General features: G+C 71.9%; 9 protein-coding genes. 6 read left to right on the top strand and 3 right to left on the bottom strand.

Annotated elements, in window-relative coordinates:
• The first annotated feature begins 61 nt into the window (after positions 1-61).
• From AB0A95_RS04825 to AB0A95_RS04800, 6 genes are all read left to right on the top strand, one after another.
• Positions 62-1,231 (top strand): siderophore biosynthesis protein, encoded by a 1,170-nt coding sequence (locus AB0A95_RS04825; RefSeq protein WP_357554263.1) that lies wholly within the window; start codon positions 62-64, stop codon positions 1,229-1,231.
• Positions 1,228-2,853, top strand: a complete 1,626-nt coding sequence (locus tag AB0A95_RS04820) for an IucA/IucC family protein (RefSeq protein WP_357554261.1) — start codon at positions 1,228-1,230, stop codon at positions 2,851-2,853. The genes AB0A95_RS04825 and AB0A95_RS04820 overlap by 4 nt, the downstream gene beginning before the upstream one ends.
• Positions 2,850-4,448 (top strand): IucA/IucC family protein, encoded by a 1,599-nt coding sequence (locus AB0A95_RS04815; protein WP_357554260.1) that lies wholly within the window; start codon positions 2,850-2,852, stop codon positions 4,446-4,448. The genes AB0A95_RS04820 and AB0A95_RS04815 overlap by 4 nt, the downstream gene beginning before the upstream one ends.
• Positions 4,445-5,632, top strand: coding sequence for an alanine racemase (locus AB0A95_RS04810; protein ID WP_357554257.1), 1,188 nt, complete (start codon positions 4,445-4,447; stop codon positions 5,630-5,632). The genes AB0A95_RS04815 and AB0A95_RS04810 overlap by 4 nt, the downstream gene beginning before the upstream one ends.
• A gap of 114 nt (positions 5,633-5,746) precedes the next feature.
• On the top strand, positions 5,747-5,917 hold the full coding sequence (locus AB0A95_RS04805) for a hypothetical protein (RefSeq protein ID WP_357554256.1): 171 nt from the start codon (positions 5,747-5,749) through the stop codon (positions 5,915-5,917).
• Positions 5,918-6,037: 120 nt separating this feature from the next.
• Positions 6,038-6,385, top strand: a complete 348-nt coding sequence (locus AB0A95_RS04800) for an STAS domain-containing protein (RefSeq protein ID WP_357554255.1) — start codon at positions 6,038-6,040, stop codon at positions 6,383-6,385.
• Positions 6,386-6,394: 9 nt separating this feature from the next.
• Here AB0A95_RS04800 and AB0A95_RS04795 read toward each other — a convergent pair whose 3' ends face one another.
• From AB0A95_RS04795 to AB0A95_RS04785, 3 genes are all read right to left on the bottom strand, one after another.
• Positions 6,395-7,639 (bottom strand): PP2C family protein-serine/threonine phosphatase, encoded by a 1,245-nt coding sequence (locus AB0A95_RS04795; protein ID WP_357554253.1) that lies wholly within the window; start codon positions 7,637-7,639, stop codon positions 6,395-6,397.
• Positions 7,640-7,795: 156 nt separating this feature from the next.
• Entirely contained in the window at positions 7,796-10,141 is a 2,346-nt protein-coding gene (locus AB0A95_RS04790) for a ricin-type beta-trefoil lectin domain protein (RefSeq protein ID WP_357554497.1), read from the bottom strand.
• A 287-nt stretch (positions 10,142-10,428) separates the two neighbouring features.
• Positions 10,429-11,811: a lectin gene (locus AB0A95_RS04785; RefSeq protein ID WP_357554252.1), complete on the bottom strand. Its 1,383-nt coding sequence runs from the start codon at positions 11,809-11,811 to the stop codon at positions 10,429-10,431.
• Positions 11,812-12,578: the final 767 nt, after the last annotated feature.

Genomic DNA, 12,578 nt, shown 5'->3' with positions numbered 1-12,578 from the left:
GAGAAGAGCCAATAAGGGTAGGCTACCCTAATCGCGACATCGGGTAGTCGACGGAGGCGGTATGAGGATCTATCTGACCGCGCTCAACCCCACCGACGCTGTCCTGGAAGGGTTCCTCCCGGCGGCGGAGTCGCTGGGGCTGTCGGCCACGGTGCTGACCGACCGGCCCACGGAATGGCCGGCGGACGCGCCGGTGACGCGCTGCGCGGTCCGGGACGCGGCCGCGGTGGTCGCGGCGACGGTGTCGAACCGGCCGGTGGCGCTACTGTCCAACAGCGACCATCTCCAGGAGGCCACCGCGATCGCCGCCCGAAAGCTCGGCCTGCCCGGCAAGGACCCGGACGCCGCCCGTCTCTGCAAGGACAAGGCCGCGGCCCGGCGGGCCATCGCGACTGCCGGCCTCGATCTGGTCCGCACCGTCACCGTCGACCCGGGCACCACGCCGGAGGTCTCGGCTGGGATGTTCCCGGCGGTGGTCAAGCCCCGCGAGGGGGTGGCCAGCGAGGACGCGTACCTGGTGGCGGACCTGCCCGAGTTGCTCGCCCGGGTCGCCGAGATCCGTGGCCGGCGGCCGGACGTCGCCCTGGTGGTGGAGGAATACCTGGCCGGCGAACTGCGGACCTTCGAAAGCCTCGGCGACGGCACGACGCTCGCCTCCCTCGGCGGGTGGTGCACCGGCCTCGGCCCACCACCGACCTTCACCGAGGAGAGCCTCGCCTGGTCGCCACCGGCAGAACCGGCGAGCACCCAACTGCGGGCGTGCCTCGACGCGCTCGGGGTCGGCTTCGGTGCCTGCCACACCGAGTACGTCATCTCCGACGGCCGGGTCCGGCTGATCGAGGTGAACTACCGCCTCATCGGCGACCGGATGGACCTGATCCTCGCCGAGCTGCTCGGTGTGCCGCTGTTCGAGCACGTCATCCGGCTGCACCTGGGCGAGCCGGTGAGCGCCCTGGGCCTGCCCGCCACCGTCGACAGCCACGCCCAGGTCGAGTACGTCTGCGCGGACACCTCGGGCCGGCTCACCGCCGCGCCGGGCCCACTGGACACCGTCCACGGCGAGGTCCGGCTGGGCTGCCGACCGCTGCGTGCGGTGGGCCACTTCGCCGAGCACACCGGCACGAACCGCGACTACCTCGCCGTGCTGCACGCGATCGGCCCGGACCAGGACAGCGTCCGGCAGGCGTTGGCCGCCTTCCGCGGCGACCTCCAGTGGACGATCGTCGAGTGAGCGACGACTGCGAGCGGGAGGTGTTCACGCGGGTGCTCGACGCCCTGCTGCGCGAGGATCACCTCGGTCTGTTCAGCGCTGGCCGACCGGACGGGCCGGACTGGTGGCAGGTGCCGCACCCCGCCGGCCTCCTGCGCATCCCGGTGCGGGTGGACGGCTTCCAGCAGGCCCTGCGCAGCGCCGCGCCGACGGTGCTGCTGCTGGCCGACGGCGTCACCCACCGGACGGACACCCTGGGCGGGCTGTTGACGCTGCTCGCCCCGCGCGACGACGCCGAGGCGGCGGCCGGCTGGCGGGACTTCGAGGCCGAGTGCCGTGCCGACCTGCTGGCCCGGCGACTCGCGGCCCGGCACCGACCACTGGTGTTCGCCGAGGTGGCCGCCGAACGCGCCAGCACCCCGACCGGTCTGCCGGCGGCGCTCTTGGACGACGTGCTCGCCGCCCACCAGGGCCACCCGGTCTACCCCACCGACCGGTGCCGGCACGATCTCACAGAGGACGACCTGCTCCGGTACGCCCCGGAGCACGCCCCACGTCTCACGCTGCGGTGGTACGCCGCACCCGCCCACGACGTCCGGCTCAGCGGTGAGCTGCCGTCCTGGTGGCCGCGCGCGCCGCGACCGGACCAGCTGCTGCTGCCGGTGCACCCGATCACCGCCGCCCGCACCGCCCTACCGGTGACGGACCGGCCGGCGGTCTCCGTGCGGCCCACCCTCTCCATGCGGACGGTGGCGCTCGACCACGACCCGTACCTGCATCTCAAGTTGCCGCTGCCGACCGCGAGCCTCGGCGCCCGCAACCGACGCACCCTGCGCCCGGGTTCGCTCGCCGACGGCGCGGCCGTGGCCGGGCTGCTCGACCGGATCGCCGGCACCGAACCCGCCTTCACCGGCCGGATCCGGCACGCCGACGAGAGCACCTGGGCACACGTCGACGGCGACGAGCGGCGCAGCTTCCTGCTGCGCCGATTCCCCCGCGACCTGGCCGGGGTCCACGTGGTGCCGGTCGCGGCCCTCGCCGCGGCCGACCCGGTCGCGGGCACCGTCCTGGAACGGATCAGCCCCGAGCGGCCCGTGGCGCTGCTGGAGTCCTACCTGGACCTGCTGCTCGACTGGCATGTCTTCCTGTGGCTCCGCCACGGCATCGCCCTGGAGGCGCACCCGCAGAACATCCACCTGCTGGTCCATCCGGACGGCACGATCGGCCTGCTCTACAAGGACAACGACGGCGCGCGACTCGACGCCCGGCACGGTGGCCCGCGCGGGCTCGCCCTGGACGACGACCGGATGTGGGCACGCGACCCGCGGGAGCTGGCCGACGTGTTCACCACCATCACCCTGCACCTGGCCGCCGCCGCACCGCTTGTCGCCCTGGCCGCCCGAGGGCTGCCCGTGCCGTCCCCCGCCGAGGCGCTGGCGCCCCGGCTCGCCGCCGCCCGCGACCGGTGGGGCGACGGGCCGACGGCACGGACCCTCACCGAACGGGTCCTGTGCGCCGCCCACCTGCCGGTCAAGGCGATGCTCACCGCCGGCACCCTGCTGCCCAAGCAGCGGCTGGGTTGCACCGACATCAACAAGTACTACCTGCGTACCGGCCCGAACTACCTCCGGGAGACACGATGACGAGCGTGCGGTTGCGCTCCCGGCCGGCCACCGCCACCGGCCAGCTCGCCGACCTGGCCGCCGCCCACGCCGTCTTCGGCTGCGTGCTCCGCGAACTCGCCCCGCCCGAAGGCACGCCGACAGTGGTCGACGGTGCCGCCCGGGTGCTGCTGCGGCACCAGCGCGTCACGCTGCGTTGCGCCGTCGCGCGGATCTCACCGCTCGGTGCGCACCGCTACACCGGCCCGGTGCAGCGGACGACCGACACCGGAGGCTGGGCAGACCTGGACGCCGACGGGCTGGCCGGTCTGGTCGCCGCGGAACTGGCGGGTCGTACCGACCTGGCCAACGACGAGTTCGCCGAGCAGGTCCGGGCCAGTCGGGACACCGTGGCCCGGTTGTTGGCCGAGCGACCGGCCGAGGATCCCACCCCCACCGGTGAGCCGGCCATCGACGCGTACGTCGACTCCGAACAGTCGCTCGTCTTCGGCCACCCGCACCACCCGACCCCGAAGTGGCGCAGCGGTGATCCGGACCGGTGGCGGGCGTACGCACCGGAACTGCGCACCTCGTTCCGGCTGCACTGGCTTGCCGTACCGGATGAGCTGGTCGCCGGCGCCGGCCCGTTCGATCCGCTCGTGGCCGCCCTCGACCCGCCGCGACCTCCGCACGGGCACCGCGTCCTGCCGGTGCACCCCTGGCAGTTGTCGCTGCTTCCGCCGACCCACCCACGGCTGCGTGACCTGGGGGAGGGCGGCGTGCCGGTGCGGCCGACGGCGAGCGTCCGCACCCTCTACGCCCCGGCGGCCGACCTGTTCGTCAAGACCAGCCTGCACGTCCGGATCACCAACTGCCTGCGCAAGAACGCCCGCTACGAACTCACCGGCGCGGTGGCCCTGACCGACCTGCTGGCCCGGGTGCCGCTGCCAGACGGGGTCGGGCTGCTCGCCGAACCCGCCTACCGCACTGTCGACGTGCCCGGCCCGGACGAGGCGTACGGGACGATCCTGCGCGAGGGTCTACGCCCGCACCTGCGTCCCGGTGACACTCCGGTACTGGCCGCGGCGCTGGCCGCCACGCCGCTCGGGACACCGGACCCGGTGGCCTGGTGGCGGGCGTACGTCGGGCTGCTGGTGCCGGCGGTGCTGCGCTGCTGGCTCCGCCACGGTGTCGTGCACGAGGCACACCTACAGAACGTTGTCGTCGTGCTCGACGGCGACCACCGCCCGGTCCGCATGCTGCTGCGCGACCTGGAGGGCGTCAAACTCGACACCGAGCGCTGGGCGACCTGGCCGGACGGCGTACCGGCGCAGGTCAGGTACAGCCCCGGAGACGCCCGCCGGCGGATCGTCTACTGCCTGTTCGTCAATCACCTCGGTGGCATCTGCGGGGCCCTCGCCGACGCGCGCCCGGGGATCGAACGGCGGCTGTGGCAGGAGTTGCGGGCCGTGATCGAGGTGGTGGCCGCCGACCTCGACGATCCGCCCGAGTTGCGCGCGTTGCTCGACGGTGAGCCGCTGGTGGCCAAGGCGAACCTCCTGGTCCGGTGGCACCGCGACGCGGACCGGGCCGCGCCGTTCGTGCCGGTGCCCAACCCGATGGGCGGGCCACTGTGACGCGACCGGTCTACGTCCACGACCTCGACGCGCTTGCCGCACACGTCGGCGCCATCCGGGCGGCGCTGCCCAGCCCGGTCGAGCTGCTCTACGCGGTCAAGGCCAACCCGGATCCCGGCGTGCTGCGGACCCTCGCCCCGGTGGTCGACGGGTTCGAGGCCGCGAGCCGGGGTGAGCTGCGCCGACTGGCCGAGGTGCTGCCGGGGCGTGCCCCGGCCGCGTACGCCGGACCGGGCAAGACCGACCCGGACCTCGCCGCCGCCCTCGCCGCGGGGGTGCGCCGCATCCACGTCGAGTCGCCAGCCGAACTGCGGCGACTCGGCGCGCTGGCCGCCGCCTCGGGCCGGTCGGTCCCGGTGTTGCTGCGGGTGAACCTGCCGGTCGACGCGCCCGGCGCGAGCCTGCTCATGGGCGGCGGGCCCAGCCCGTTCGGCATGGACCCGGCCGATGCGGTGGAGTGTGCCCGCAACCCGCCCGCCGGCATCGACGTACGCGGAGTCCACGCCCACCTGGCCAGCGGGCTGGACGCCCCGCTCGCCGCCACTGTCGCCGCCGCCGTGGTGCGTTGGGCGGCAGCCGAGGTCGGTGCGGTCGAGGTCGACGTCGGCGGGGGCATGGCCGTCGACTACGCCGACCCGACGGCACGATTCGACTGGGTCGGCTACGGCCGGGGTCTGGCCGACGTCGTCGACGCGTACCCGGCGGTGCGGCTGCGCATCGAGCCGGGTCGGTCGGTCGCCGCCTACTGCGGGGCGTACCTCACCGAGGTGATCGACGTGAAGCGCTCCTACGGGGAGTGGTTCGTGGTGGTGGCCGGCGGCACCCACCACCTGCGCACACCGGCGGCGAAGGGGCACCCGCAGCCGTTCACCGTGCACCGGCGGCGCGGGCTCGACGCGGTACGCACCGACGGTGGGCCGGTCACCGTGGTCGGGCAGCTCTGCACCCCGAAGGACGTCCTGTCCTTCTCGGCCACCGCCGGGCCGATCGGCGTGGGTGACGTGCTGGCCTTCGCGATGGCCGGCGCGTACGCCTGGAACATCAGCCACCGCGACTTCCTGCTGCACGAACCGCCGCTGTTCCGCACCGGTGACCCGCAGAAGGTGGCCGCCGAGTGGGCGGCCCGACCGTTGGGCTTCGCGCTGCCCGACGAGGCGACGTCGTACGACATGCTGGACGGATGACCGTGCCGACACGAGAGCGGGAAGGAGAGCCGTTGCGCTCCCACACGGATGTCATGTCCATCCGCAACAACGTGCCGTCGGACATCGGGCCGGCCCGGCTCGGAGTGGAGCAGCGTGGGCGACAGCCTGTGGGACGTCTGCCAGGTCGTCGCCGACGCCGGCGCGCAGGCCGGGGTCGCGGACACCCGGGAGCACGACCCCCGGCACGTGCTGCGTGAGTTCCTGGCCGCGCTCCCCAGGCTGGTCGGCGCGAACGCCGCCTGCCTGGACGAGGCCCGCCGGTGAGGACCGCCGCATCCGGTGCGGGCACGCGTCGACGAGCGCTCGCGGCCAGTTTCTGGCACCGTGAGTACGGCGCGCCGTGTCACCGAGTTGCCGGTGACGGCGCCGTATCGAGGGGGTTTCGTGGACTTCACGCTGTCGACGCGGCAGGGGCGGATCGGCACCGTGGTCGAGGTTGCCGGCGACCTGGACATGAGCACCACGCCGGAGCTACGGGACCGGTTGCGCGAGGTGGTGCGGAGCGGCGCCCAGTCGGTGGTGGTCGACCTGAGCGGCGTCGGGTTCATGGACTCCAGTGGCCTGGGCATCCTCGTGGTCGCCTACAAGGATCTGCGGGAGCGGGGCGGCTCGCTCGCCCTGGCCGGCGTCGCTCCGCCGGTGCGTACGGTGTTGTCGATCACCTCGGTGGACCGGGTCATCGACGTCTTCGACACGGTTAACGACGCCGAGGAGGCGTCCCGCGTGTCGTGACCACCCTCGCTAGGGGAGGGTGCTGGCGCGGGCGGTGTCCGCGCCGGCGCTGCTCGACCGTCGCTCCCGGCCGCCGTACCAGTCGATGATGAGCAGTGTGGCGTCGTCGGCCAGGGCCGGCCCGGCGGTTGCCAGCACCGCGTCGGACAACGCGCGCACGGCCTCGCGTGGATGCAGGTGGGCGATGCGGAGCAGGGCGGCGGGCAGGTCCAGGTCGGCGGCGTTGCGTTCGCGCATCCCGTCGGTGACGATGACCAGCCGGTCACCGGGCCGCAGGGGCACCTGGCCGCTGCGGTAGCCCTCGTCGGGAAACATGCCCAGCGGGAAGTTGGCGGGCAGTTCCAGTGGTGCGGCCCGGCCGTCCCGGACCAGCATCGGCGGCACGTGCCCGGCGTTGAGCAACTCGCACCGCCCGGTGGTCAGGTCGACGCGGCCCAGCACGGCGGTCACGTAGGCGCCGCGGACGTTGGCGTGCTCGGCGACGGCTCGGTTGGCCTCCTCGGCCTGCCTGATCAGGCTCTCGCCGCGGCGGCGGGTGTTGCGCAGGCTGCCCACCCCGAGGGTGGCGGTCAGCGCGCTGGCCACGCCGTGACCCATCGCGTCGGTGACGCTGACGTGCAGCGTGTCGCGGGCCACGCTGTAGTCGAAGGTGTCCCCGCCGACGCTCGCCGCGGGCTCCAGCCAGCCGGAGAGTGCGAACGCCCCGGCTTCGCAGGTGAACGAGGCGGGCAGCAGTCGGCGTTGGATCTCGGCGGAGAGCGTGAACGGGGTACTGCGTTGCCCCCATTCGAACAGGTCCGTGTGTCGGCGGTTGGCGATGACCACGAACGCCAGCGCGTGCGCGGTGCGGGCGATCTCCGCGACGGTTGTGGCGTCCGGCTCGTCGGGCAGGTCGATCTCCAGCAGGCCGAGGGCCTCACCGCGTTCGGTGACGGGTGCGAGCACCGTCCAGTGGCCGTCGCCGGGGAGCACCAGGGTGCTCTGTTGGCGCAGTGTGCGCTCGTACGGCCCGCCGTCGAAGGGAAAGACCTCTGCGGCCTCCGCGCCCTGACGCCGATCGGGGCGGCCGATGGCCGACTGGTGGGTCAGCCGGACCAGTGCCCGGCCGCTGAGGTCGGCGATGAGCAGCGAGACGCCGAGCGCGTCCAACGCGGTGGCGATGGTGCCGGTGACGGCCTGGACCGCCTCGACCGGAGCGGCCTCCTCGGCCGACTGGAGCATCCCGGCCAGCACGGCCTGATCGTTGTCCTCCACCCGTCGAGCATAGGCAACCAGTGGCTGCGCTGGCGTGGTCTGCCAGCCGTGCGGCGCAGTCGGCCAGTCGTGGCGGCCACGGACGACTGCCGGCCGCTCAGGTGAGCGGCCGGCAGCCACGAATCGGGTACGAGTCCTCGTACGCGCACCAACCGGTCAGCCGCGGACCCACTGCTGGTTGCTGCCACCGGTGCAGGTCCAGAGTTGGACTGCTGTGCCGTTGGCGGTGCCCGCACCGTTGACGTCCAGGCAGAGCCCCGATCCGATCCCGGAGATCGTGCCGTCGGCGTTCACTCGCCACTGTTGGCCGCTACCGCCGTTGCAGGTCATGATCCGCGCGCGGCTTCCCGTCGCGGTGCCCGCCACGTCGAGGCACTTGTTGCCGTAGATGGTCAGTTGGTTGCTCGTGGTGAGCGTCCACTGCTGGTTGGCGCCGCCGTTGCAGTCCCAGATCTGCACGACCGAGCCGTCGGCCTGGCTGGCTCCGTTGACGTCCAGGCACCGGTTGGAACCCGCGCCCCGGATCGCCGTCGTCGCGCCCGGCTCCCCGGAGTTGCCGACCGGCGTGATGGTGAGGTTGTCGAACTGGGCGGTGACTCCCTGACCCGTGCCGTACCCGATCTGGCCGGCGACCCAGGTCGAGTCGGAGACCGTGCCGACGGTGGTGCCGTCGATGGCCGCGGTGAGGGTGCTCCCGTTGAGGGTGAGCGCCAGGGTGTGCCAGCGTCCGGTGCCCAGCGCCGAGGTGTTTCCGCTGGCCAGCGTGCGCCAGTTGCCGCTTGTGTTGTTGCTACGGATGGACCACGCGCCACCGTCGGTCACCCGGAAGTAGTAGCCGTTGAGGTTCTGTGGCCCCTGGTGGTTGTACGTGTTGGCGTGCCCGATGAGCTGCGCGTAGCCGGACTTCTCCAGCAGCACGTCCGAGGAGACCGTGTAGTTGCGCCAGGACAGGTCACCCAACAGCGTGAACGGCTCAGCCTTGCCGGACGTCCAGAAGATCGGCGTCTGCTCCGACATCTGCCGTACGCACCGGCCGGCGCGACCAGCGGCGCAGGCGACGATCTCGAACGAGCCCTGCTGGTCCATCAGGTACTTCGCCTCGCGCCCCACGTCGTAGCTGTCGAAGGTGTCGTTGTACGGCAGCTTCAGGTTGCCCTGCGCCGGGCTGACCGCGGTGCCCTTGCCCTGACCGGTGGTGGTGGTGATGCTGTAGACGTAGCCGGGCTGGACGGTGAGCGAGAAACGCCCCCCGCTCGGCGTGATGTCGCTGCCCCGGACGAAGTGGTCCGCGGTGTTGTTCGACCTGACGTTCGTCGACCAGACGTGCACGGCGCCGGTGGACAACCCGCCGGTGACGGTGAAGTCGAGGGTCTGCGCCGACCCGGCGTCCATCGTCTCGATGACGGTGCTGTAGTCGCTGTTGTTCGTCGACTTCAGCGAGACGTAGCTGCCGTTGTTGCGGTTGCCGCCGAGGTAGCCGCTCGACGCGTCGAGGTAGCGCCAGCCCGGGGCGGTGAACTGCGTGGTCTGCGCCATCACCCACGCGTTCTTGCCGATCGAGTAGGCACCAGACCAGGGCTGTTGGGCCACTGCCACACCCGTGGTCGCCCAGGGGATGTTGGGGGTGATGGCGGCGATGGCGGGCCAGTTGATGTAGCCGGTCATCTTGCCGTCGATGTAGCCGCGGTTGATGCCACGGGCGAGGGCCTGCGCCCCGGCGTTGTAGTCGTCGGAGCCGTTCTCACTGGCCCACAGCGACTTGCCGGTGGAGACCGCGTTGCCGGAGCTGGGGCAGCTGGTCTGGGCGCTGCGGTAGCCGCAGACGTAGTGGCTGCCGAAGACCTGTACGGCGTTGGCGAACGCCGGGTCCCGCAGCGATTCGTCGGCGGCGCCCCAGCCGAAGTCGTCCGAGGCGACGATCTTCACTGCGCTGTAGCCGTGGGAGTTGAGGGCCGAACGCAGGTTCTTGTACCAGGTGGCGTTGTAGCCCTTCTCGTTCCACCCGCCGAGATAGTTGATGGTCAGCCCGTGGGTACCCGCGCAGTCCAGCCAGGCCAGCAGGTAGTCGATCGAGTCGTTGGACCAGAAGTTGCCGTTCCCGATCCAGCCCGGCGCCCCCCAGGACAGGCCGGCCAGGGCGATGTTGGCGTTGCGTGCCCTCGCCTGCTCCATCAGCCACCACTCGTAGCCCCGGTTGCAGTTCACGTTGCCCCGGGTGTGCTCGTGGCTGGGCTCCGCGCCAGAGGTGGAGTTGGTGTCCCCGCCGATCTCCACCTTCAGCAGCTGCATCGCGGCGCCGCGGCCCGGCTTGAACAGGTAGTCGAGGATGTCACTGCGTTGTGGTTCCGGGTAGTCGATCAGCAACCTGCTGTTGCCACCGCCACCGCTGACCGCGCCGATCCCGTCGAGCGCCCGGCCACCGGACCCACCGTTGATCGTGATTGCGGTTGCCGCCTGGGCGGGGGAGGCGAAGCCGGTCAGCACAGCCGCCGCCGCCACCATTGCCCCCACCACCGCGACGGTCAACCGACGCGGACGCCACGTGCGCCGCCAGGACCGCCCGCGTGGCCCAATCTCGCCGACACCGCGCCGTTGACTCTCCCAATCGAACATCTGAACCGCCTCCCCAGTCGGTTTCGACAGCGAAGCCGTACGTCGCACGTCGAGCTGGCGTACCGCACGCGGTCGCTTCCATCGAATGTCACTGTTGCGCCGGCGTCGGCGGCGAAACCCTGTGGTTCCGCCGCCGAGCCGGACCTACCGTTGCCGTCCCGCGACGTTCGCCGGGGTCAGCTCCGGCTCCATCGTTGGTTGGCCGCACCGTTGCAGTCCCAGATCTGGACGCGCGTGCCGTTGGCCGTACCGCTGTTGACCACGTCCAGGCACCGGCCCGAACCAACACCGGTGATCGAGCCGTTGGCGTTGACCGTCCACCGCTGGTTGGACTGGCCGTTGCAGTCCCAAATGATCACCGAGCTGCCGTTCGCGGTGCCGGCGCCGCTGACGTCGAGACACTTGCCCCCGAAGACGCGCAGCTCCCCGGCGGCGGTCGAGGTCCAGCTCTGGTTGGTCTGGCCGTGGCAATCCCAGATGATCGCCGTCGAGCCGTTGGCCTGCGAGGCGCCGTTGACGTCCAGGCACCGTCCGGAGGACGCGTTACGCAGGGGCGACGTGCCGCCCGGTGGCGGAGTGGTCGGGCTGGAGGTGGGCGACGTGGTGGGTGACATGGTCGGGGTCGGCGTCGGGTCGGTGCTGCCGAACTGGGTGAAGAACCTCCACACCTCGCCCTTGGTCCAGGTCCGGGCGCCGCTGTCGCCGCCGCCGTCTACCGGGCCGGGGCCGTGCCCGCCGTCGAAGGCGGCCCACACCACCGGGTAGCCGGATCGGCAGCCGGAGTAGGTGGTGGTGATGTGGGTCTGGCTGCCCGCTCGTGGCTCGGGCGGGTTCTGCGCGGTGCACCCGTTGTTGCGGACGAACCTGTCCCGCAGGGACCGTCCGGCGGAGATGTTGAGCACCGGGTCCCCGATGCCGTGGATCCCCATGTACGCGATGGGCTGGGTGCCGCCGCTGCACCCGCTGAGCTGCCCGCCCGAGTAGACAGCGACGGCGCGGAAGACGGTCGGCCGGGAGCAGGCCAGCGAGTAGCTCATGCCTCCGCCGTAGCTGAAGCCGAGCGCGAAGAGCTGCGTCGTGTCGACGCACAGGTCCGCCTCGATCAGGCTGATCATGTTGTCGACGAAGGTGACGTCCTGGCCGTTGGGGTTGGCCCAGCCGTTGCCGTTGCCCTGGGGGGCGACGAAAATGGTGCTGTTGTTCGCCTGCTGCCGCAGCCCGTAGTAGGACCAGGCCGCCCCGTCCGACCCGCCACCGTCGACGTCGTTCATCGTGCCGCCGTTCCAGTGGAATCCGAAGATCAACCGGTACGGGTGGTTCCGGTCGTAGTTGTCCGGGATCCGCAGGATGAAGCTACGGTTCTGACCGCTGCTCTGGATGGACCGCTGACCGCTCGTCAACGTGGGCGCCTTGCCGCACCCGGCGGTCGCCGCCGCCGGTGCGATGTCGGCGGCCGACGCGGTGGTGCCCAGGCCGCCGGCCAGTGCCCCCGCGCTCACGGTCAGGACGACAGCCGCCGCCGTCGCGAGTAATCCGAGGATGGGTCTACGTCTTGTCATGATGGGCTCCCGCCACTCGACACGAACTGACTCAGGTGCGGGGGTCACGGCGACCTCCACACCGCCACGACGCGCCACTCCCGGCTGCCCCGCCGGCCACACTCGCCGCGGACGAAACCCGGAAGGCGCAATGTGCCCACGGCGCCCCGAACGGCTCGTCGCCACAGGCTTCTGCCACCGGTCTCGCCGCCCACGCGGGACCGGTCGGTCGTCGGATCATTGGTGGCCCACGCCGTGCGTGCCCGAACCCCACGTGACCGACCGCCGGACGGCGCCGGAGCACCCAGCTCGACGCCGAATCGATTCGTCCCGACGCTAGAACTCACAGTGAATGATGTCAATGGCATGTCCGGCAGGTTGCGGTCCGGCGAGCGTCCGACGCGATTAGGTCAGATGTTTGCTGTCACTCTCGGGTCAGCCCCGGTGGCAGCGCGTCCTCGTCGAGTCGAACCCGGCACCCGTTGGTCCGGGGGCGCGGTGGAGCGTGTGGATCAGTGGCTCCGGGCCGCCGACGCAGGTCCAGGTGTCGTTCCAGAGCCCGCGGCGACCAGCCATGAGCGGTCGGCGGGGAAGAACAGGTCGGGTAGCGCGCCGCAGCCGTGTCCCAGGTGGCCGGTCCGCCAGGTGAGGGCCTGCTCGGGGCCGGTCTCGACGAGCACGTACGCCGGTTGGCGCGTAGACGGGCATCCGGTCCCGCACAGGTCCGATCGTGGTGATCGAACCTGCGGCGGGACCGGATACTCCGTCGCGTTACCTCTGCCGATCCG

This window comes from Micromonospora sp. NPDC049230 (assembly GCF_040647875.1).
Lineage (GTDB): Bacteria > Actinomycetota > Actinomycetes > Mycobacteriales > Micromonosporaceae > Micromonospora.
This window is presented reverse-complemented; position numbering and strand designations above follow the sequence as displayed.